The organism is Streptomyces atroolivaceus (assembly GCF_000717025.1).
GTDB classification, from domain to species: domain Bacteria; phylum Actinomycetota; class Actinomycetes; order Streptomycetales; family Streptomycetaceae; genus Streptomyces; species Streptomyces atroolivaceus.
The window spans coordinates 25,880-45,704 of record NZ_JNXG01000012.1 but is presented as its reverse complement, the minus strand read 5'-3'; the positions used below and the strand labels follow the sequence as shown (position 1 = coordinate 45,704).

19 protein-coding genes are annotated in these 19,825 nt (G+C 70.4%); 10 read left to right on the top strand and 9 right to left on the bottom strand.

The annotated features are described in order from the left end of the window. Window positions 1-16 precede the first annotated feature (16 nt). Window positions 17-529 (bottom strand): hypothetical protein, encoded by a 513-nt coding sequence (locus OO67_RS22355; protein ID WP_033302904.1) that lies wholly within the window; start codon window positions 527-529, stop codon window positions 17-19. A 111-nt stretch (window positions 530-640) separates the two neighbouring features. Here OO67_RS22355 and OO67_RS22350 point away from each other — a divergent pair, with 111 nt between their 5' ends. Further along, entirely contained in the window at window positions 641-838 is a 198-nt protein-coding gene (locus OO67_RS22350) for a zf-HC2 domain-containing protein (RefSeq protein ID WP_033302902.1), read from the top strand. On the opposite strand, the gene OO67_RS22345 is transcribed toward OO67_RS22350, so the two are convergent. After that, complete coding sequence (locus tag OO67_RS22345; RefSeq protein WP_033302900.1) at window positions 772-1,341, bottom strand: sigma-70 family RNA polymerase sigma factor; 570 nt, start codon at window positions 1,339-1,341, stop codon at window positions 772-774. The two genes, OO67_RS22350 and OO67_RS22345, sit on opposite strands and share 67 nt — an antisense overlap. Before the next feature lie 258 nt (window positions 1,342-1,599). Here OO67_RS22345 and OO67_RS22340 point away from each other — a divergent pair, with 258 nt between their 5' ends. Further along, the gene (locus tag OO67_RS22340) at window positions 1,600-2,814 is read left to right on the top strand and encodes a CapA family protein (protein ID WP_033302899.1); all 1,215 of its coding nucleotides are present in this window, start codon (window positions 1,600-1,602) and stop codon (window positions 2,812-2,814) included. A gap of 21 nt (window positions 2,815-2,835) precedes the next feature. On the opposite strand, the gene OO67_RS22335 is transcribed toward OO67_RS22340, so the two are convergent. Then, window positions 2,836-3,297: a universal stress protein gene (locus OO67_RS22335; protein WP_033302898.1), complete on the bottom strand. Its 462-nt coding sequence runs from the start codon at window positions 3,295-3,297 to the stop codon at window positions 2,836-2,838. Between the two features lie 160 nt (window positions 3,298-3,457). Here OO67_RS22335 and OO67_RS22330 point away from each other — a divergent pair, with 160 nt between their 5' ends. Next, complete coding sequence (locus OO67_RS22330) at window positions 3,458-4,303, top strand: polysaccharide deacetylase family protein (protein WP_033302897.1); 846 nt, start codon at window positions 3,458-3,460, stop codon at window positions 4,301-4,303. A 29-nt stretch (window positions 4,304-4,332) separates the two neighbouring features. Here OO67_RS22330 and OO67_RS22325 read toward each other — a convergent pair whose 3' ends face one another. Next, window positions 4,333-4,995, bottom strand: a complete 663-nt coding sequence (locus OO67_RS22325) for a class F sortase (RefSeq protein ID WP_033302895.1) — start codon at window positions 4,993-4,995, stop codon at window positions 4,333-4,335. A 324-nt stretch (window positions 4,996-5,319) separates the two neighbouring features. On the opposite strand from OO67_RS22325, the gene OO67_RS22320 reads away from it, so the two are divergent. Beyond that, on the top strand, window positions 5,320-6,039 hold the full coding sequence (locus OO67_RS22320; protein WP_033302893.1) for a hypothetical protein: 720 nt from the start codon (window positions 5,320-5,322) through the stop codon (window positions 6,037-6,039). A 99-nt stretch (window positions 6,040-6,138) separates the two neighbouring features. Here the strand turns inward: OO67_RS22320 and OO67_RS22315 are convergent, their stop codons facing one another. Together OO67_RS22315 and OO67_RS22310 are read right to left on the bottom strand one after the other, a co-directional pair. Then, on the bottom strand, window positions 6,139-6,687 hold the full coding sequence (locus OO67_RS22315) for a hypothetical protein (RefSeq protein WP_033302891.1): 549 nt from the start codon (window positions 6,685-6,687) through the stop codon (window positions 6,139-6,141). 190 nt (window positions 6,688-6,877) lie between these two features. After that, window positions 6,878-7,645 (bottom strand): bestrophin-like domain, encoded by a 768-nt coding sequence (locus OO67_RS22310; protein ID WP_033302890.1) that lies wholly within the window; start codon window positions 7,643-7,645, stop codon window positions 6,878-6,880. 741 nt (window positions 7,646-8,386) lie between these two features. On the opposite strand from OO67_RS22310, the gene OO67_RS22300 reads away from it, so the two are divergent. The 3 genes from OO67_RS22300 (at window position 8,387) to OO67_RS22290 (ending at window position 12,541) form a co-directional block, all read left to right on the top strand. Continuing rightward, on the top strand, window positions 8,387-9,346 hold the full coding sequence (locus OO67_RS22300) for an SCO0930 family lipoprotein (RefSeq protein ID WP_033302887.1): 960 nt from the start codon (window positions 8,387-8,389) through the stop codon (window positions 9,344-9,346). A 205-nt stretch (window positions 9,347-9,551) separates the two neighbouring features. Next, on the top strand, window positions 9,552-10,370 hold the full coding sequence (locus tag OO67_RS22295) for an SAM-dependent methyltransferase (RefSeq protein ID WP_078598166.1): 819 nt from the start codon (window positions 9,552-9,554) through the stop codon (window positions 10,368-10,370). Next, on the top strand, window positions 10,367-12,541 hold the full coding sequence (locus tag OO67_RS22290; RefSeq protein ID WP_033302885.1) for a putative bifunctional diguanylate cyclase/phosphodiesterase: 2,175 nt from the start codon (window positions 10,367-10,369) through the stop codon (window positions 12,539-12,541). The genes OO67_RS22295 and OO67_RS22290 overlap by 4 nt, the downstream gene beginning before the upstream one ends. 9 nt (window positions 12,542-12,550) lie before the next feature. On the opposite strand, the gene OO67_RS22285 is transcribed toward OO67_RS22290, so the two are convergent. Next, complete coding sequence (locus tag OO67_RS22285; RefSeq protein ID WP_033303015.1) at window positions 12,551-13,483, bottom strand: LysR family transcriptional regulator; 933 nt, start codon at window positions 13,481-13,483, stop codon at window positions 12,551-12,553. Window positions 13,484-13,579: 96 nt separating this feature from the next. Here OO67_RS22285 and OO67_RS22280 point away from each other — a divergent pair, with 96 nt between their 5' ends. Genes OO67_RS22280 through OO67_RS22270 form a run of 3 tightly spaced genes read left to right on the top strand, consistent with a single transcriptional unit; the run spans window position 13,580 to window position 16,981 of the window. Beyond that, window positions 13,580-14,287, top strand: a complete 708-nt coding sequence (locus tag OO67_RS22280) for a succinate dehydrogenase (RefSeq protein WP_078598164.1) — start codon at window positions 13,580-13,582, stop codon at window positions 14,285-14,287. A gap of 1 nt (window position 14,288) precedes the next feature. Continuing rightward, window positions 14,289-16,238, top strand: a complete 1,950-nt coding sequence (locus tag OO67_RS22275; protein ID WP_033302883.1) for a fumarate reductase/succinate dehydrogenase flavoprotein subunit — start codon at window positions 14,289-14,291, stop codon at window positions 16,236-16,238. Further along, a complete protein-coding gene (locus tag OO67_RS22270; RefSeq protein ID WP_033302882.1) occupies window positions 16,235-16,981 on the top strand; it encodes a succinate dehydrogenase/fumarate reductase iron-sulfur subunit in 747 nt (248 codons plus the stop codon). The genes OO67_RS22275 and OO67_RS22270 overlap by 4 nt, the downstream gene beginning before the upstream one ends. Before the next feature lie 20 nt (window positions 16,982-17,001). Here the strand turns inward: OO67_RS22270 and OO67_RS22265 are convergent, their stop codons facing one another. Then, on the bottom strand, window positions 17,002-19,428 hold the full coding sequence (locus OO67_RS22265) for an excinuclease ABC subunit UvrA (protein ID WP_033303014.1): 2,427 nt from the start codon (window positions 19,426-19,428) through the stop codon (window positions 17,002-17,004). A gap of 92 nt (window positions 19,429-19,520) precedes the next feature. Beyond that, complete coding sequence (locus OO67_RS22260; RefSeq protein WP_033302880.1) at window positions 19,521-19,712, bottom strand: DUF6381 family protein; 192 nt, start codon at window positions 19,710-19,712, stop codon at window positions 19,521-19,523. Window positions 19,713-19,825: the final 113 nt, after the last annotated feature.

The following is a 19,825-nucleotide window of genomic DNA, read 5'->3' as shown; positions in this document are numbered from 1 at the left end:
GGCGGCGGCCGGCCGCTCAGTACAGATGGACGGCCAGATGGCTCAGCGGCAGCCCCAGTTGCCACGCCGGCGTCCACACCCGCGTCTCGCCCTCCTCCTCGTCCTCGCCGACCGGCTCCCACGGCGGCGGGCCGATGGCGTCGAGGTCCGCGGCCAGCAGCTCGGTCTCCTCCAGCCACCGCCAGGCGGACCGTGCCAGCGCGAGATCGGGATCCTGGACCCCGGCCGGGGCGGTCGGTCGCTCCAGTGCCTCCAGCCGGGCGCAGACCCACCGTCTCCAGGCTGCGCCGTACGCCGTGAGCAGCCGCAGCTCGTCCACCCGCGCCACGGGGAGCTCCTCGGCGACCGCCCCGTCGGAGAGGAAGATGGTCAGGGCGAGCGCGTCGCGTCCCGCCCGGTACTCCAGGGTGGTGGGCTCCATCAGGTCGCCGGTCACCAGTACCTCGTCGGCGAGGTACTCGGAGTACATCCAGGCCATCGGGACCAGCAGCCCGCCTCCGCCGGTTCCCTCGTGATGTTCGGGACGCATCCCGTCTCGCCTCTTTCGTCGACTCGGCACCGGGCTACACGCAGCATTGAACCGGGGGCGCGCGCCCCGCGTGGGCAGAAGGGCAGGATCCGTCGGGAGATTCGAGGTGTGATGACCGCGGACCGCGGTGACGACCCGCATGTACGGCACCTGCTGGGCGCCTACGTGCTTGATGCCCTTGAAGCGGAGGAGTGCGGTCCGGTCGCCGGGCATCTCCAGCAGTGCGAGGCGTGCGCCGCGGCCTACGTCGAGGTCGCGGACGCGGTGTCCCTGCTCGCGCTGCTCAACGTGGACGACCTGCTCGAGTAGCCCGGGAGATTGCGGCTCAGCAGCCGAAGGGCGTAGTACGAGCGGGATTTGACGGTTCCCGCCGGTATGCCGAGGGCCTGCGCGGTCTCGCCCACGCTGAGTCCCCGGAAGTAGATCTGCACGAGCACCGCGCGGTGCTCGGGGCTCAGGGTGCTCACGGCCTCGCGCACATCGAGGGCGTGCACCGCCGAGTCGGCGGTGTCGTCCTGGGCGGGGGTGCTCTCCAGCACCGCGTCGCTGACCTCCGTCGGCCGGGCCTGGCGGGACCTGCGGGCGTCTATGGCCAGCCGCCGGGCGACCGTGAACAGCCACGGGCGCATCGAGTCGTAGGGAGCGTCGAACGCCTCCGGGTGCTGCCAGGCGCGTACCAGTGTCTCCTGCAACAGGTCCTCCGCCCGCTGCCGGTCGCCGAACGTCAGCCCCAGCAGGAAGTGGAACAGTGCGGGCCCGTGTTCCCGCTGCAGCTCCGTGAGGGCCCGCTCATCGGTTGTCGCCGTGGTCATCGTGAACGTCCTTTCCCTGAAGAGGCCCCAGATGCCTCGCTCCCGCCTGGCGTATACGAACGCATCGGGGCACGCGGGAACAGGCGGTGCACCGAGGCGTGCGCCGAGCGGTCGCACGGAGCGGCGAGTGGTGCGGTGAACGGTCGGCAGGCGGCGATACGGCCGATTCAGGTACTTGGGGGTCTTTGCCCTTGACTCACCGGTATGAATATATGTGTATTCAGATGGCCGAAATCATCCGAACTGGGAGTCGCGCAGATGACGAAGCGCATCCGACAGGGCGCGGCCGTCGCCGTCGCCGGTCTGCTCGCCACCGCAACAGCCTGTACCGGCCAGCAGTCGCCGCCCCCCGGATTCGCCGGGCGGCACCTCTCCGCCGAGCGGGGTGTGAGCGGAGCCGGCGCCGAAGGCGCGGAGGGCTCGCGGACCTTCACGCTGCTGGCCTCGGGCGACATCCTGCCTCACTCCTCGATCATCGACAGGGCTGCCGCCGACGCGGGAGGCAGAGGCTACGACTTCCGCCCGATGCTCAAGGGCGCCGCTGCCACGGTGACCGGTGCGGATCTGGCCATCTGCCACATGGAGACGGTGTACGGCCAGAACGGCGGCCCCTACACCGGCTATCCGTCCTTCAAGTCGCCGCCCGAGGTGGCGACCGCGTTGCGCGCCACCGGTTTCGACTCCTGCTCCACCGCCTCCAACCACACCCTGGACGACGGAGCCCAGGGAGTGGGACGCACACTCGACGCCCTGGACCGTGCGGGAGTCGCCCACGCCGGGTCCGCACGCTCGGCCGACGAGGCGTCCCGCCCGGCCCTGCTCACGGCCGGCAAGGGCAAGAACGCGGCAAAGGTCGCCCACCTCGCCTACACCTACGGCACCAACGACATCCCCCTGCCCGCCGGGCAGCCCTGGGCCGTCAACCTGATCGAGAAGGACCGGATCGTCGCGGACGCCCGGGCGGCCCGCAGGACGGGCGCCGACGTGGTCGTCGTCTCCCTGCACTGGGGCACCGAGTGGCAGGAAACCCCCGACGACGTCCAGCTCGGGCTGGGCCGCGAACTCACGGCCTCCGCCAGCGGTGGGCGCCCCGACATCGACCTCATCCTCGGCACCCACGCCCATGTCCCGCAGGCGTACGAGAAGGTCAACGGAACCTGGATCGTGTACGGCATGGGGGACCAGGTAGCCGGGGCCATGGTCAACCACGAGGGGGTCCAGGACCCGCGCGCCAACGAGAGCTCGATGGGCCGCTTCACCTTCGGGCCGCCGGCGAAGCCCGGTCAGCGATGGGCCGTCAGGAAGGCCGAGTTCATCCCGCAGTGGTTCGACCCGGAGGCGGGGCGCGTCGTCGGCCTGGACCACGGGGCGTCCGCTCCGGCCCGGGGCCGTCTGCGGGAGATCCGCGACCGCATCCAGGGCGTCGTCCTCAGCCGTGGCGCGGCCCAGGACGGTCTCGTCGCCGGGAAGTGACGCCCGGCGACGGCCGTCGCGTCACGGTACGACGGTGACCGGCCAGCGCCCGGCCTTCACGAGCCGGACCGCCACCGAGCCGATGAAGCGGTGCCCGGCGGACTCCGACGCCCCGACGACCACGGCGTCCGCCTTCAGGTCGTCGGCCGCCGTCACGAGTCCGTTGTACGGGTCGCCGCGGAAGGTGTGGAACTCCCACCGGACGTTCCATATGTCCTTGAGCCGTTCCGCCGCCGTCCTGATCTCGTGCACCAGCCCCTCGGCGACCTCCTCGGTCGTGTCCGCGACCGGCGCACCGAGGGCGGCGCCCGCGGTCATCAGCGGCTGGACGTAGACGAGGGCGAGCATCGCGTTCTGCCGGCGGGCGAGGCCCGCCGCATACGCCGCGGCCCGCATCGAGGACTCGGATCCGTCGATGCCCGCGACGATCACCTTGGGGCCGTCCGTGCCGCGCTCGAACCGGTCGTGTCGCTGCTCTGTCACGGCCCTGAGGGTAGCTGCTCCCGCCGGCGGCGCCCCGGGGACCTCCCCGGGACCGGGACATCCCCGCGCGGTACCCCGAGGCTCCATCCATCGGGTGCAAAACACCCCGTGTCCGGTGTCGGCGGCGGGCACGGGCGTAAGTCCGTGCGAGCAGTTGGTCATGAAGCATGATCAGATTGCAGCGGAACGGCGCACCGTGCTGCGCCTCGCCCTCGCGCTGGGGGCCGCCACGGTGGTGCACCTGGTTTCGGCCGATCCGGCCGGGACCCCTGCCCGGCCGGGCGGCGAGCCACCGGCTCCGGCCGCGGGGCCCCCGGCGGAGGCCCGGGCGAGACCCGGGGCCTACCGGCTGCGCCCGATGACCTCCACCACACCGCCCCGCTTCCGGCCCGCCGCGCCGCCCGTCCGTACCCGGCCGTTCGAGGAACTGCCCGAACTGGGCGACGACGCCCTGGTGCTCACCTTCGACGACGGGCCCGACCCGCGGTACACCCCGGACATCCTGGCCACGCTGCGCAGATACGGCGCCCGCGCGATGTTCTTCGTCTGCGGCGAGATGGCGGCCGAGCACCCTGACCTGCTGCGCGAGATGGCCGACGACGGGCATCCGGTCGGCAACCACTCCTGGTCGCACCCCCTGATCCCGGGGCTCTCCCGAGGCGCGATCCGCGACGAACTGGGCCGCACCAGCGAGGTGATCGAGAAGACGCTCGGGGCCCCGCCGCTCTGGTACCGGGCCCCGTACGGAGCCTGGAACCGCAATTCCTTCGAGATCGGCGCCTCGCTGGGCATGGAACCCATGGCCTGGACCGTCGACACGCTGGACTGGACCTCGCCGGGCACCGACACCATCGTCCGCCGGGTCGAGAACGGTGCGGCACCCGGCGCCGTGGTGCTGTCGCACGACGCCGGCGGGAACAGGTCCCAGAGCGTTGCGGCCCTTCGTCGGTACCTGCCCGGGCTCATCGGGAGGGGATACCGGCCGACCGTCCCGTACCGCAGCTGAGGACGCGCGCGCAGGCTGTCGGTTCCTGGCTATCGCGTCTCGATCAGCCGCGCGAAGACCACCACGTTCCCGTCGTACCCGTCGGCCTTCGAATAGCCTCCGCCGCAGGTGATGACCCGGAGTTCGGCATACCCGGTGTCGCCGTACACCCGGGCTCCGGGGAAGTCGTTCTTGGAGAAGACTTCGACGCCGTAGATCTCGAACACCGCGACCCGGTTGTCGTAGCGGTCCACCTCGACCTGCTGGCCCTTGCTGAGGGAGCCCAGTCCGTAGAAGACCGCCGGGCCCGCGAGGTTGTCCACGTGGCCGACCATCACGGCGGTGCCGCGCTGACCCGGCGCGATGCCGTTCTGGTACCAGCCGGCGAGGTTCGGGTCCTGGGCGGGCGGGGCCTCGATCCAGCCGGCCGGGTCCAGATTCACATCGACGACAGGCGCGTCGACCTGGATCGAAGGAATTCGGATGCGTGCGGCGGGGGCGTACGCGAGTGGCTGTACGGGCTCGCCGTCGGCCGGTACGGAAAGCGCGGCGTCCCGGGGGCCTGTGACCGATGCCGCGGCGGCGGGCTGCGGCGGACCGGGGGACGTCTCCGCGCCGTTGCGCATCAGAGCGAGTCCGGTCAGCATCACCAGGGCGATCGCGCCCCACGGTGTGCGTCTGCTCCGCTCGGTGCCCCACTGGTCCCGGCCCATGGTTCTCCCTTCGTCGCGACACCGCCACGCTAGGCGCGGGTCCGCAAGTCGGCGATCAGGGAAGGGCGAACGGGTGGCGGCCGACCGGGCGCCGGCGTCACGCCCCTGCTCTTCGGAGTAATCAGCGGATAAAAATTCTGACGGTTCGTGACCTGCGGCTCCGTCAGGTTTCTGAGGCCGGCCGCGGCGTGTCGGCTCACCGGGGTGGAGCAGTGCCGAAGTGCGACATGTGAGGTATTTGGTGAGGGTTCGTCATGGGATGCGTATGTGTCGACAGATCCCGGAGGACGTGACTCCGGGGCGCTTCCCGCTGGAGGTTCGAAGATGCGTGCTTCACGCGCTCTCGCGGTGACCGCGACCGCATTCGCCGCGGTCGGGCTCGCCGCCCCGCTGGCCGCCGCCGGTGGCGGCCCGGGCAGCACCCCGAGCAACTTTCCGACCAATGTCACCGTCAATCCGTCCTCGGTCCACCAGGGCGCCACGATGCAGGTCAGCGCGGAGGGCTGCGGCCGGTCCGGCGGCAGGGTGTGGTCGAACGCGTTCCCGACGGTGAACCTCTCGCCGGGCCGGGTCGGCTACGCCACGGCGCGCATCCGGGACAACGCGACGCCAGGCCAGTACAGCCTGTCCGTGAGGTGCAACGACAGCAACAACAACTTCGGCGGCGGCAACGGAGGTGACAACGGCCACGGCGGCAACGGCGGCCAGGGCGGCAACGGAGGTGACCGCGGTCAGGGTGCTGATGGTGGCAACGGCGGCCAGGGCGGCAACGGCGGCCAGGGTGGCAACGGCGGCCAGGGTGGCAACGGCGGCCAGGGCGGCAACGGCGGCCAGGGCGGCAACGGCGGCCAGGGCGGCAACGGCGACCGGGTGGCGACCGCGCGCTTCACCGTGCTGCCGTCGCGGGGCGCGCAGGGCGGCCTCGGCGGCTCGATGGGCCCCAGCTCGGTCGAGATGCAGGTCGGCGGCGGTCTTGCCGCGGCGGCTGCCGTCGGCGGCGCCGTCTTCGTCGTCCGTCGCCGGATGAGCAATGCGGCGGTCTGACGCGTCGAACCTCCCGCCCGGCCCGATACGCCCGTCGCCCCGAGTCCTGCGATCAGGACCCGGGGCGACTGTCGTGCGCTTGTACGCGGTGCCCGGCCGTCAGTGCTGACGGCTGGTGCGACGCTTGCGCAGAACATAGAAGGCGCCGGCCGAAGCGGCCGCCACGAGTGCGGAACCGGCCGCGATCTCCGCGGGGTCCATCGTGTCGACGCTGCCGCCGAGGCCGCCCAGGACGCCACTGGGAGTGGCGGTGGAGCTGGTTGTGGGGGCCGTGGTGGGAGTGGTCGTGGGGGAGCTGGTGGCAGCGCTCGTGATGGTCAGGTCGGCCGACCGCGTGGTGGTGCCGCAGCGGAAGGTCACCTCGTAGACCGCGCCCCGCCTCGCGTCGCGGTCGACCGTGGCCGTGGCCGACCTTCCGCTCGGGATGGTGGTGGTGTCGAACACGCCCGAGAACGCGGTCGCGTCACTGGTGCACCCCATGGCGCCGAGAGTGACCCGGCCCCCCGGCGCGACCGTCGACGGAGTGATGGTCGGGGTGAACGATGTGGACGTGCCGCCGTTGAAGACATCGGCCGATGCGGCCGGTGCCGTCCATAGGCAGGCGGCGGCGCCCAGCAGGGCGACGGGTGCGACACGTATCGCGCGCATGGTGAATCCTCCGGGTCCCGAGGAGCAGCCGCGGAACGGGTTTCCGCGAGACAGGAGACCTGCCCCTCGATGCCCGAAACGCTAGAAGTACCGCATATCACCCGCGATCGGTGTCAGGCGAATGGGGCAGTCTTGTCCCCCGACCGGCAGGGGGCGCAGCCGGGGGAGCAAGCGTCGGGCGGGCGCGCTCCTACCGCTCCGCGGCGTGAGGGAACAGGTCGACGAAGGGAGCCGTGGTCGCCGAGATACCCCGGCCGAAGGGTGCGTCGAAATCCCAGATGAGGAACAGCAGGAACGCGATCAGCACGCTGAAAAGACCGGCCAGCAGCAGTTCACGGAACGTTCTCCGGATCTGCAGCGTGAAGATCAGCCCGACGGTGACCACGGCCCCGGTGATCAGGCCGAACCAGACCACTCCCGGCATGGTCGCGCCCGCGTTCTGCCCCCGGGCCCCCCGCGCGTCGTCGACGGCGGCCACCTGGTCCACCAGCGGCTGGTACGCCTGCCCTTCGTGGTCCGTCCGTGGCTTGTACTCCGTCACGTCGGCCCGGACGCGGTCGAGGAGTCTGGTGCCCTCCTCGGTGAGGCTCCCGTGGTCCGTCATCGACCTCCATTCGTCGCCGATGACATGAGCCACGTAGGCCTCGACGTCGGTGCGGATGCGGTCGCGGACCTCGGCCGGGTAGACGGCCGACCGCGCGCTCACCTCGTGCAGTGCCTGTGCCTCCAGGCGTACCGATTCCTGGGCGGCGCTACGGCCCTCCCAGACGCCCGCGATGGCCAGGCCGAGCACGATCGCGTAGACCACGCCGATCATCATCGTCATGTACTCGATGACGTCGGGCGTCTCGGACGGATCGTCGTCATCGGCGAGGCGGCGGTTGCTGAGAACGGCGATGGTCAGGACGACAGCACATGCCGACGCCATCGCAATGGTCAGAACAAGCCATTCCGACATGGGTACCCCTTCTTCGGTCAGCGGGACGAGCGGGGCCGCAGCACAGCCACGGCGAAAACCGCGGGTGCGGTGATCACGAGGGTGAGCGAGACCAGTGACGGCCCGGTCCGGGCTGTCTTGCGGGGCGGTTTCCTGTAAGTGGGAAGGGCGACGGTCGACGGGGCGGGTGGCGTGGGGCCCACGGTGGGCGGTAGTGGCGCGGGTTCCGGTTCCGGTTCCGGTGGTGCGGGGGCAGGCGGTGGAGGTGGGGGAGGAGGGGGTGGCGGAGGCGGCGGTGGTGGCGGCGGGGGCGGTGGAGGCGGTGGAGGTGGAGGCGGCGGTGGCGGTGGCGCAGGTTCGGGCTCGGGTTCGGGTTCGGGTTCGGGTTCGGTGATGACCGCCCCGCACCTCCCTTCGCCTGCCACGGCGACGGACGAGCCGCCGCCCCCCTGCCCGATGGAGGCGACCGCGCAGTCGTCACCGGCCGCAGGCAGCGGCACGGCGAGCAGCAGAAGCAGGGTGGCGGCGGTCAGCCGCCATATGCGTGATCCGTACACGGCGGGGAGCATGGTCCCCGCAGCCGTCGGACACGCGGAGCTTGGACTTGATTCGCCCGATGGAGCGGACATTCGGCGATTCGCGTTTGCGCCCGTCGAAACTTTTTCGGGCGCTGTTGAACACCGGGCCCCGGGCCGGCCGTACCTAGGGCCACGAAAGACGCGCACTCGCGTCCCGGACGGCAGAAGGACAACGGGAGTCGACATGAATACCTGGCGGAACGCCTCGCTCACGGTGACGGCGGTGGCCCTGTTGGCGCTGACGACGGCGTGCGGTCAGGAGAAGGGCACCGTGTCCCCCAACGGCCAGGCCGTGGGAAACGCGGCTCCCGCACAGCAGCCGGCCGAGGGCGGTTACGGCTCGGGCAGTGGCTACGGCTCCGACGCGGCCGCAGGTGAGGCGCCGAAGGGGGCCGGACAGCTCGCCGTGTGGGACAGCAAGAAGCTGGGCAAGGTGCTGACCGACAGCGAGGGCTTCACGCTCTACCGGTTCGACAAGGACACCGCGGAACCGCCCGCGTCGAATTGCGAGGGCGACTGTGCGAAGGCATGGCCTGCGGTGCCCGCGCAGAACGCCAAGGCCGCCGCCGGGGCCGACGCGTCACTGATCGGTGAGGTCACGAGGACCGACGGAACCAAGCAGCTGACCGTGGCGGGCTGGCCGATGTACCGCTATGCCGAGGACACCGGGCCCGGTGACGCCAACGGGCAGGGGGTCGGAGGGACGTGGTTCGCCGCCGCTCCGGACGGAAAGAAGGCGGCGGTGAACGCGGACGGGCCCGTCGGTGGGCCGGAGGCCGGACTCGCCGGACTCTCTGTCCGTAAGGATCCGGAACTCGGAGACATCGTCGTCGACCGGCGTGGCATGACGGTCTACCGCTTCAAGAAGGACTCGGCCTGGCCGATGAAGTCCGCGTGCACGGGCGACTGCCTCGAGAAATGGCCGGTCGTCGGTCCCGTGCCGAAGAACGACGTCGAAGGTGTCACCACGAAGGGGTATGCCACCTTCGACCGTCCGGACGGCATCCAGCAGCAGTCGCTCGACTGCTGGCCCCTCTACACCTTCTCGGGTGACGCGGAGCCGGGTGACACCAACGGGCAGGGTGTCGGCGGCACATGGTACGCAGTGTCGCCCGACGCGAAACTCGTCGGAGCCCCCAAGTAGCCCTCAGGAGACGCCCGGCGGTACCGGTCCGTCGTCGAATGCGTACACGCAGCGACGGGCCGGCCGCACATGCCTCCGGTGTGTGACCAATAACGGATCTCTAATTTCCGTTTCCACTCGCCCTCTTGGCGGTCGATCAGTAGCCTCTGGTCAACACTGACCATGAACATGGCCGGATCGCCGTGGCGACTTGTTGGAGACATCGATGGAGCGTCCCGCCTGGGCACCGCAAGGCATTGACATCTCGGTGCCGAGCGTGTCTCGCATGTACGACTTCTATCTGGGCGGTTCGCACAATTTCGAGGTGGACAGGGAAGCGGCCCGCAAGGCCATGGAGTTCATGCCGGGCCTGCCCAAGGTCATGCAGGCGAATCGCGCCTTTATGCGGCGGGCCGTGCACTACGCCACCACATCGGGCGTCACTCAGTTCCTGGACATAGGTTCCGGTATACCGACCTTCGGCAATGTTCATGAAGTCGCCCAGGCGGCCGACCCCGAGGCCCGCGTCGCCTACGTCGACCACGACTCCGTCGCGGTCGCACACAGTCAGGCGGTGCTCGAGGGCAACGAGCGGGCCGTCATCGCCGCCGCTGACCTTCGCAAGCCCCAGGAGATCCTGGCGCACCCGGAGATCACCGGCCTCCTCGACCTGGACAAGCCGGTGGCGCTCCTCCTGGTGGCGGTGCTCCACTTCCTCGAGGACGCGGACGATCCGTACGCGGCGGTCGCCGAGCTCCGCGACGCCCTGGCTCCGGGCAGCCTGCTGGTCGTGACCCATGCCTCGTACGAGGGAATTCCGCTCAGTCAGGAGGAGGCCGGCGGTACGGTCGGCGTCTACCGCACCATCCGCAATCCGCTGATCATGCGTTCGCGCACGGAGATCAGCCGCTTCTTCGAGGGATTCGAGATGGTCGAGCCCGGGCTCGTCGCCATGCCCGAATGGCGGCCCGAGTCCCCCGAAGCGCTCGCACAGGAAGACCCGTTCACCTACTCGGGCTTCGCCGGGGTTGGGCGCAAGGCGTGAGCATTCCCGCCCAGTCGTCCGGCGCGCCGGACGCGGAACCCGACGGTCCCGAGGGCCGGCTCCGAAGATTCGCCACCATCTGGAGCAGGGCGATCTTTCCGTCCACAGCCACCTCCATGACCCGGCCGGAGTTCGAGGAACACCTGCTGCCGCTCGCGCGGGAGCTCAACGAGATACTGCACCAACGGGTCTTCGACGCGTCGCCCGCGCACGGCGTGGGGGCCGCACTGGTCGCCGCGCACTGCACGGATCCTGACGCCCTGAGCTCGACGCTCGGCGTCGTCGACTCCTACCTGGTCCTCTACTGCGGTGGCAACGGGCCGGTGGAGCTGTCGACGGAGGACAGCCGGGCCCGGTGTGCGCGGATCCAGCACGCGCTCGCCGGCGGGTTCAGCCAGGCGCTGCGTGAACGGACACTCGCCGAGCAGGAGGCGATCGCCCGCTCCGCCCTCACCGCCCGCTCACATGCCGAGCAGGCGCTCCACGCGACCGAGGCACGCTTCCGCGCCGTGTTCAAGGACGCCGCCGTCGGGATCGGCATCGCCGACCTCGACGGGAACATCCTGGAGATCAACGACACCCTCACCCGGATGTTCGGCGGTCTGGAGAACCACGTCCGCAGCCACAAGGTGAACGAGTGGGTGCACCCCGAGGACTCGCCGTACGTATGGAAGTACTACGAAGAGCTGGTGCGTGGTGAGCGGGAGCACTACAGCGTCGAGAAGCCGTACTACCGCAACGACGGCACCGTGCTGTGGACCAACCTCACCGTGTCACTGCTGCGGGACTCGGAGGGGCGGCCCGAGTACCAGCTGGCCCTCCTGGAGGACACCACCGAGCGGCGGCTGCTCAATCTGCGGCTGCGCTACGAGGCCACCCACGACGCGCTCACCGGCCTGCCCAACAGGACGCTGTTCTTCGAGCGTCTGGAGAAGGCTCTCGCACCCAGGGAGGGCATGCGCTTCGGGCTCTGTTATCTCGACCTGGACGGCTTCAAGGCGATCAACGACAGCCTGGGCCACGCGGCGGGGGACCGGCTCCTGGTCGAGGTCGCCGACCGGCTGCAGAGCTGTGCGACCGCCCCCGGCGAAATGGTCGCGAGGCTCGGTGGTGACGAGTTCGTGGCCCTCACGACCGGACCGCGTACCCAGGACGAGGTCCACGAGCTCGCGGGACGCATCCTCTCGGCTCTGGCGACGCCCATCCGTCTCGACGGCCGGGAGCTGACCGTACGCGGATCCATCGGCCTCGTCGAAGGCCCGTCGGGCGAACGGACCGCGGCCGAGGTGCTCCGCAGCGCCGACATCACGATGTACCGGGCCAAGGCGGCGGGCGGGAACCGTTTCGCTCTCGCCGACGCCGAGGCCGACGCCCGCGCCATCACCCGCCACGGGCTGACCACGGCGTTGCCCACGGCGCTGGACCGCGGTGAGTTCTTCATCGAGTACCAGCCGCTGGTGCACCTCGGGGACGGCAGTGTGCACGGCGCCGAGGCGCTGGTGCGCTGGTGCCATCCGCAGCACGGAGTGCTCGGCCCGGACCGCTTCATCCCGCTCGCCGAACACACCGGTCTGATCGTGCCGCTCGGCCGCTGGGTCCTGGAGGAGTCCGTCAGACAGGCGAACTTCTGGCAGGAACGCCACACCGACGGCGGCCCTCTGCGCATCAACGTCAACCTCTCTCCGACCCAGTTGCACCACCCGAGGCTGGTAGCCGAGACCGTCGACGTGCTGGAGCGCTCGGGTCTGGAGCCCGGAGCCCTCTGCCTGGAGGTCACCGAGTCCGCGCTGATCGGAGCGGACGACGATCTGCTCAAGCCACTGCGTCAGCTGGCGGAGATGGGTGTCGACATCGCGCTCGACGACTTCGGCACCGGCTACTCGAACCTGGCGAACCTGCGCCGTCTCCCGGTGAGCGTGCTCAAGCTGGACCGTTCCTTCACCCAGGGCATGCAGCACCACCCGGCCGATCCCGTAGATCTCAAGATCGTCGAGGGCATCGTCTCGCTCGCGCACAGCCTGGACCTCGCGGTCACGGTGGAGGGGGTCGAGACCGGTGCCCAGGCCGAGCAGTTGCGGCAGCTCGGCTGCGACACAGCTCAGGGCTGGTACTACGCGCGTCCGGGAGCCCCGGACCGGATCCACTCGCTGCTGCTGGCGGACGCGGTCTGAGGAGCGCCCTCAGCCGCCGGCCGGGCCCTGCCCGCCGGCGGCCGGGGGCACGGCGGGCGGCCCCGCCCCCAGCAGCATGCGCTGCAGTTCGCGCGCCGCCCGTGGCGGCTCGACGTCGCTGCGGTGCGCCAGTGCGATCGTGCGCCGCAGGCCCGGCGGGGCCAGCGGTGTCGTCCGGAGACCCTGGCCTACCCGAACGGCGACCATGTGGGGGACCACAGCGATGCCGAGCCCCGCCCGGACGAAGCCGAGCACGGCGTCCATCTCGCCGCCTTCCACCGTGAAGGACGGTTCGAAGCCCTCGGCCCGGCATGCGGCGACGGTCAGCTCCCGCAGGTCGTAACCGTGCCGGAACATCACCAGTGGCTCGTTCTCCAGATCGGCGACGCACAGGGAGCCCTGCCGCCCGGGCGCGGGCCGGGATGCCGACGACACCACCACCAGGTCCTCGTGCAAGAGCTCCACCGTGGTGAGCGCGGGGGAGGCGGCCGGCAGAGGCAGCACGAGCAGCGCGAGATCCAGAGCGCCCCGGGCCAGCTGCCGTACGAGATCGTGGGAGCCGCCCTCCTCGATCAGGAGCTGGATCCCCGGATGCGCGTTGTGGAAGGCGCGCAGCACCTCGGGCAGCAGGCCGGTGCAGACACTCGGCGTGGCTCCGAGCCTGATCCGCCCCCGCCGCAGCTGCACCAGCTCCTGCACCTCGTGGCGCGCGGTGTCCGCGTCCGCCAGGATCCTGCGGGCGAGCGGCAGGAGTGCCTCGCCCGCGTCGGTCAGCGCGATGTTGCCCCGTGCCCGGCTGAACAGCTCGGCGCCCAGCTCGTTCTCCAGGGCCTTGATCTGCTGGGAGAGCGAGGGCTGCGACACGTGCACCTCCTCGGCGGCCCGGGTGAAGTGCCTGGCCTCGGCCACGGCCACGAAGTAGGCGAGCTGCTGGAAGTGCATACGTTCGAGGATAACCACCTGCATAGCCCTTGCCTATGGAGATGACTGGTTTCATGTCTTGGACTGATGATGCCCCTCGCCTCTAGCGTCGTGTCCATGGCATTGGCAACGCGGGCGGACCGACGGCCGTCCATGACGCGTACGCTCTGGGACTCGTCCGTCGGCAAGAAGACGATCATGGCTGTGAGTGGCCTGATCATGCTGGGCTACCTGGCGGTCCACATGCTGGGCAACCTGAAGATCTTCTTCGGATCCGACGAGTTCAACCACTACGCGCACTGGCTCCGGACCCTCGGCGAGCCCTTCCTGCACTACGAGTGGGCGCTGTGGATCGTCCGTGTGGTGCTCGTCGCGGCCGTGGTCCTGCACGCCGTATCCGCGTACCAGCTGAGCCGCCGTGACCTCAGGGCGCGCCCCACGGCGTACGTCCACAAGAAGGCGCGTTCGAGCTACGCCACACGCACCATGCGCTACGGCGGCATCATCCTCGCGCTGTTCATCGTCTGGCACATCCTGGACCTCACGACCGGCACCGTGCACACCGGCGGATTCCAGTCCGGACACCCCTACCAGAACGTGCTCGACACCTTCTCGACCTGGTACGGCAACGTCATCTACATCGTTGCCGTGCTCGCCCTGGGACTGCACGTCCAGCACGGTTTCTGGAGTGCGGCGCAGACTCTGGGCGTGGGCAGCGCGACCCGGGACCGCGTCCTGAAGACGCTCGCCAATGTCCTCGCAGTGGTGCTGACGGCCGGCTTCGTCTCCGTGCCCGTCGCCGTGATGACCGGAGTGGTGAGCTGACATGAGCGACTACACGAACTACCGCACCGGCGAACCCCTCGTCGACGCCAAGGCGCCCACGGGACCGGTCGCCGAGCGGTGGGACACCCGCCGCTTCCAGGCGAAGCTCGTCAACCCGGCCAACCGCCGCAAGCACACCGTGATCGTCGTCGGGACCGGCCTGGCCGGAGGCTCGGCAGGTGCGACGCTCGCGGAACAGGGCTACCACGTCGTCCAGTTCTGCTTCCAGGACTCACCCAGGCGCGCCCACTCCGTCGCGGCACAGGGCGGCATCAACGCGGCCAAGAACTACCGCAACGACGGCGACTCGGTGCACCGCCTCTTCTACGACACGGTCAAGGGCGGCGACTTCCGCGCCCGCGAGTCCAACGTCCACCGGCTGGCCGAGATCTCCGTGGAGATCATCGACCAGTGCGTCGCCCAGGGTGTCCCCTTCGCCCGCGAGTACGGCGGCCTCCTCGACAACCGCTCCTTCGGCGGCGTGCAGGTCTCCCGCACCTTCTACGCCCGGGGCCAGACGGGGCAGCAACTGCTCCTCGGCGCCTACCAGGCGCTGTCCCGCCAGATCGCCGCCGGCAACGTGGAACTGCACGCCCGCACCGAGATGCTCGACCTGATCGTCGTCGACGGCAAGGCCCGTGGCATCGTCGCCCGCGATCTCGTCACCGGTAAGACCGACACGTACTTCGCCGATGCCGTCGTCCTGGCCACGGGCGGTTACGGCAACGTCTTCTACCTGTCGACGAACGCCATGAACTCCAACGCCACCGCGATCTGGCGCGCCCACCGCAGGGGCGCCTACTTCGCGAACCCGTGCTTCACCCAGATCCACCCCACGTGCATCCCGCGCACCGGCGACCACCAGTCGAAGCTGACGCTGATGAGCGAATCGCTGCGCAACGACGGACGCATCTGGGTCCCGAAGGCCAAGGGCGACGACCGCCCCGCCAACCGGATCCCGGAGGACGAGCGGGACTACTACCTGGAGCGCATCTACCCCGCCTTCGGCAACCTCGTGCCCCGCGACATCGCCTCGCGCGCCGCGAAGAACGTCTGCGACGAGGGCAGGGGCGTCGGCCCCGGCGGCCAGGGCGTCTACCTCGACTTCGCCGAGGCCATCGCGCGCATGGGCAGGAAGAAGGTCGAGGAGAAGTACGGCAACCTCTTCGACATGTACGCGCGGATCACCGCGGAGAACCCGTACGAGACGCCGATGCGCATCTACCCCGCCGTGCACTACACGATGGGCGGCCTCTGGGTCGACTACGACCTCCAGACCACGATCCCCGGTCTCTTCGCCATCGGTGAGGCCAACTTCTCCGACCACGGTGCCAACCGCCTCGGCGCCTCCGCGCTGATGCAGGGCCTCGCCGACGGCTACTTTGTCCTGCCGTCGACGATCAACGACTACCTGGCCCGCAACCCGCACACCGAGGAGATCGACGCAGGCCACCCGGCGGTCACCGAAGCCGTCGCCGAGACCGAGGACAGGCTCAACCTCCTCCTCGCCGTCGACGGGGACCGCACCCCGGACTCCTTCCACCGCGAGATCGGCGAACTCATGTGGGAGTTCTGCGGGATGGCCCGCACCGAGCAGGGGCTCCGCGAGGCCCTCGACCGGATCCCTCGGATCCGCGAGGAGTTCTGGCGCCGCATCAAGGTGCCCGGCACCGGCGAGCAGTTCAACCAGTCGCTGGAGAAGGCCAACCGCGTCGTCGACTACCTGGAGCTCGCCGAGCTCATGTGCCTCGACGCCCTGCACCGCGCGGAATCCTGCGGCGGCCACTTCCGCGAGGAATCGCAGACCCCGGACGGCGAAGCCGCCCGCCGGGACGAGGAGTTCTCCTACGCCGCGGCCTGGGAGTTCAGCGCGACCGGTGACGCCCCCGTCCTGCACAAGGAAGACCTCGTCTTCGAGTACGTCCACCCCACTCAGCGGAGCTACGCATGAAGCTCACCCTGCGCGTCTGGCGCCAGCAGAACGCCGAGGCGCCCGGCGCCATGGCCACGTACGAAGTCGACGGCATCTCCCAGGACATGTCGTTCCTGGAGATGCTCGACACCCTCAACGAGGAGCTCATCCTCAGCGGGGACGAGCCCGTCGCCTTCGACCACGACTGCCGCGAAGGCATCTGCGGCGCCTGCAGCCTCGTCATCAACGGGGATGCCCACGGCCCTGAGCGGACCACCACCTGCCAGCTCCACATGCGGTCCTTCGAGGACGGGGACACGATCGACGTCGAACCGTGGCGCGCCTCGGCCTTCCCCGTCGTCAAGGACCTCGTCGTCGACCGGTCCTCCTTCGACCGGATCATCCAGGCCGGAGGGTACATCTCCGCCCCCACCGGCACGGCGCCCGACGCACACGCCACCCCGGTGCCCAAGCCGGACGCCGACTCGGCCTTCGAACACGCCGAGTGCATCGGCTGCGGCGCCTGCGTCGCCGCCTGCCCGAACGGCTCGGCGATGCTCTTCACCTCCGCCAAGGTCAACCACCTCAACGTGCTCCCGCAGGGCGCGCCCGAGCGGGAGACCCGGGTGCTCGACATGGTCGCCACCATGGACGACGAGGGCTTCGGCGGCTGCACCCTCACCGGCGAATGCGCCACGGCCTGCCCCAAGGGCATCCCGCTGCCCTCGATCACGGCCATGAACAAGGAGTGGCTGCGCGCCAACCGCAAGGTGCGCCGCTGATCCAGCCCCCCCGCGGGGAGTCAGCCGGTCCGCAGCGCCCTCGCCAGGTACGCGGCCGTACGGCTCCCCGCCGCGCGGGCGACCTCCCGAGGCGTGCCGGTGGCGACGATCCGGCCGCCCCGGTCCCCGCCGCCGGGCCCCAGGTCGATCACCCGGTCCGCACCGGCCACCACCGCCATGTCGTGCTCCACGACCACCACCGTGTTCCCCGCGTCCACCAGGCCGTGCAGCTGCCGCATGAGCACTTCCACATCGGCCGGGTGCAGGCCCGTCGTCGGTTCGTCCAGCAGATAGAGGGTGTGCCCACGCCGGGCCCGCTGGAGCTCCGTGGCTAGCTTGATCCGCTGCGCCTCACCACCCGACAGTTCCGTCGCCGGCTGGCCGAGGCGCAGATAGCCGAGCCCCACGTCGAGCAGCGCCCGCAGACTGCGCTCGGCCGCGGGGGTCCCGGCGAGGAAGCCGGCCGCCGCCTCCACCGTCAGGTCCAGTACTCCGGCGATCGTGAGCCCGCGCAGAGTGACCTCGAGGGTCTGCGGGTCGTAGCGTGCGCCGTGACAGTCCGGACAGGGTGCGTACGTACTGGGCAGGAAGAGCAGCTCGACCGAGACGAACCCCTCGCCCTGACAGGTCTCGCACCGGCCGCCCGCCACATTGAACGAGAAGCGGCCGGCCCGGTACTTCCTGGCCCGCGCCGTCTCCGTGTCCGCGAACAGTTTCCGCACGACGTCGAACAGCCCTGTATAGGTGGCCAGGTTGGACCGGGGCGTACGGCCGATGGGCCTCTGGTCGACCTGCACGAGCCGGTCCACCGCGTCCAGGCCCTCCGCCGACGCACAGCCCCACGCCACCGTCGCCGCCGCGTCCCCCGACGTCTCCTTCGGCCGCCGGTCGGCGAGCACCCCTGCCAGGACCTGCCCGACGAGGGTCGACTTCCCCGAGCCCGACACACCGGTGACGGCGGTCAGCACACCGAGGGGGAAAGCGGCATCGACGCCCCGCACGTTGTGCAGGTCCACCCCGCGCAGCGTGATCCACCCGGACGGGACGCGCGGCTCACGCACCGGTGCCGGGTCCTCGTCGAAGAGGAAGCGCCGGGTCGCGGACCCCGGCACCCCGGCGAGACCCGCCGGAGGGCCGCTGTGCAGGACCCGGCCCCCGTGCTCGCCCGCCGACGGGCCGACATCCACCAGCCAGTCGGCCTGCCGCACCACGTCCATCTGGTGCTCCACCACGAACACCGAGTTCCCCGCCTCCTTGAGCCTGCCGAGCACCCCGAGCAGCGATTCCGTGTCGGCGGGGTGGAGGCCTGCCGAAGGCTCGTCCAGCACGTAGACGACGCCGAACAGCCCCGACCGCAGCTGTGTGGCGAGCCGCAGCCGCTGCAGCTCGCCCGAGGACAGGGTCGGCGCCGTACGGTCGAGGCTGAGATAGCCGAGACCCAGCTCGGTGACCGGTCCGATCCTGGCAAGCAGGTCGGCGGTCAGCACCCGTGCCGTGTCGCTCCCACCGCCCGCCTCCAGCAGCACCTCGGTGAGGACCGTGAGGGGGAGCGCGACGAAGTCGGCGATCGTCCGGCCGGCGAACGTGACCGCCATGGCCTCCGGCCGCAGCCGGCTGCCGCCGCACAGCGGACACGGCGCGCTCGTCAGGAAGCGCTCCGCCTTCGCCCGCAGCGTCCGGCTCCTGGAATCCGCGAAGGTGTGCATCACATAGCGGCGTGCGCTCATGTACGTACCCTGGTAGGGGCGTTGGATACGGCCCGCGTCACGCACCGGATGGACCGTGACGACCGGCTGCTCGTCGGTGAACAGGATCCATTCGCGGTCCGTATCCGCCAACTCCCGCCAGGGGCGCTCGATGTCGTACCCGAGGGCATCCAGCACATCGCGCAGGTTCTTCCCCTGCCAGGCTCCCGGCCAGGCCGCGACCGCCCCTTCCCGGATCGACAACGAGGGGTCCGGTACGAGCAGTTCCTCGGTGGTGCGGTGGATCCGCCCCAGGCCGTGGCACTCGGGGCACGCGCCGGCCGCCGTGTTCGGGGAGAAGGAGTCGGAGTCGAGCCGCTCGGCACCCGGTGGATAGTCACCGGCCCGTGAAAAGAGCATGCGCAGGGAGTTGGACAGCGTGGTGACCGTACCCACCGACGAGCGTGACCCGGGGGCCGACCGGCGCTGCTCCAGGGACACGGCGGGCGGCAGACCGGTGATCTCACCGACGTCGGGAGCGCCGACCTGGTGGATCAGCCGGCGGGCGTACGGGGCGACGGACTCGAAGTAGCGGCGCTGGGCCTCCGCGTAGATCGTCCCGAATGCCAGGGAGGACTTCCCCGAACCCGAGACGCCGGTGAAGACAGTGAGGGTGTCGCGCGGGATGTCGACGTCCACATCGCGGAGATTGTGCTCGCGCGCGCCGCGCACCCGGACGTACGGATCATGGGGGGTGGACAAGGTACGGCTCCGTGAGGGATCGGCGGGGTGGGCATGCCTCTGCCGGTGATCCTTCCGCAGCGGGAGGACCACCGGCAGGGCGGGCCCCGGTCCTACACCATCGGGTCCATGCCCCGGTCGGTCATGGAGCTCTCCTTCTCGCTCTGCTCCCGCAGACGGCGGGCCTTGTCCTGGAGCCGCTGCCGCTGCTCCGGATCGGTGGCGCGCTCGGCGGCCTCCTTCAGCTCCTGGGCCTTGGCGCGCATCTGCTGGGCACGGCCGCCGGATTCGCCTGCAACGCTCATGATCACTCCTGGATCTGTGGGGTAGCGGACAGCATCAGCGAACCAGGGCTCCGGCGCAGGTGCATCTCGGCCGGTCACCCAGCGCTATCCGCCCTGCTCAGTCCCTCGTCCCG

What these genes read in the sequence shown, in the direction of transcription:
- OO67_RS22340 (WP_033302899.1), top strand. Translation starts at nt 1,600, where the DNA reads ATGACGAAGCGCATCCGACAGGGCGCGGCCGTCGCCGTCGCCGGTCTG.
- OO67_RS22275 (WP_033302883.1), top strand. Translation starts at nt 14,289, where the DNA reads ATGAGCGACTACACGAACTACCGCACCGGCGAACCCCTCGTCGACGCC.
- OO67_RS22280 (WP_078598164.1), top strand. Translation starts at nt 13,580, where the DNA reads ATGGCATTGGCAACGCGGGCGGACCGACGGCCGTCCATGACGCGTACG.
- OO67_RS22355 (WP_033302904.1), bottom strand. Translation starts at nt 529, where the DNA reads ATGCGTCCCGAACATCACGAGGGAACCGGCGGAGGCGGGCTGCTGGTC.
- OO67_RS22295 (WP_078598166.1), top strand. Translation starts at nt 9,552, where the DNA reads ATGGAGCGTCCCGCCTGGGCACCGCAAGGCATTGACATCTCGGTGCCG.
- OO67_RS22350 (WP_033302902.1), top strand. Translation starts at nt 641, where the DNA reads ATGACCGCGGACCGCGGTGACGACCCGCATGTACGGCACCTGCTGGGC.
- OO67_RS22315 (WP_033302891.1), bottom strand. Translation starts at nt 6,687, where the DNA reads ATGCGCGCGATACGTGTCGCACCCGTCGCCCTGCTGGGCGCCGCCGCC.
- OO67_RS22320 (WP_033302893.1), top strand. Translation starts at nt 5,320, where the DNA reads ATGCGTGCTTCACGCGCTCTCGCGGTGACCGCGACCGCATTCGCCGCG.
- OO67_RS22270 (WP_033302882.1), top strand. Translation starts at nt 16,235, where the DNA reads ATGAAGCTCACCCTGCGCGTCTGGCGCCAGCAGAACGCCGAGGCGCCC.
- OO67_RS22325 (WP_033302895.1), bottom strand. Translation starts at nt 4,995, where the DNA reads ATGGGCCGGGACCAGTGGGGCACCGAGCGGAGCAGACGCACACCGTGG.
- OO67_RS22330 (WP_033302897.1), top strand. Translation starts at nt 3,458, where the DNA reads ATGAAGCATGATCAGATTGCAGCGGAACGGCGCACCGTGCTGCGCCTC.
- OO67_RS22310 (WP_033302890.1), bottom strand. Translation starts at nt 7,645, where the DNA reads ATGTCGGAATGGCTTGTTCTGACCATTGCGATGGCGTCGGCATGTGCT.
- OO67_RS22300 (WP_033302887.1), top strand. Translation starts at nt 8,387, where the DNA reads ATGAATACCTGGCGGAACGCCTCGCTCACGGTGACGGCGGTGGCCCTG.
- OO67_RS22345 (WP_033302900.1), bottom strand. Translation starts at nt 1,341, where the DNA reads ATGACCACGGCGACAACCGATGAGCGGGCCCTCACGGAGCTGCAGCGG.
- OO67_RS22260 (WP_033302880.1), bottom strand. Translation starts at nt 19,712, where the DNA reads ATGAGCGTTGCAGGCGAATCCGGCGGCCGTGCCCAGCAGATGCGCGCC.
- OO67_RS22285 (WP_033303015.1), bottom strand. Translation starts at nt 13,483, where the DNA reads ATGCACTTCCAGCAGCTCGCCTACTTCGTGGCCGTGGCCGAGGCCAGG.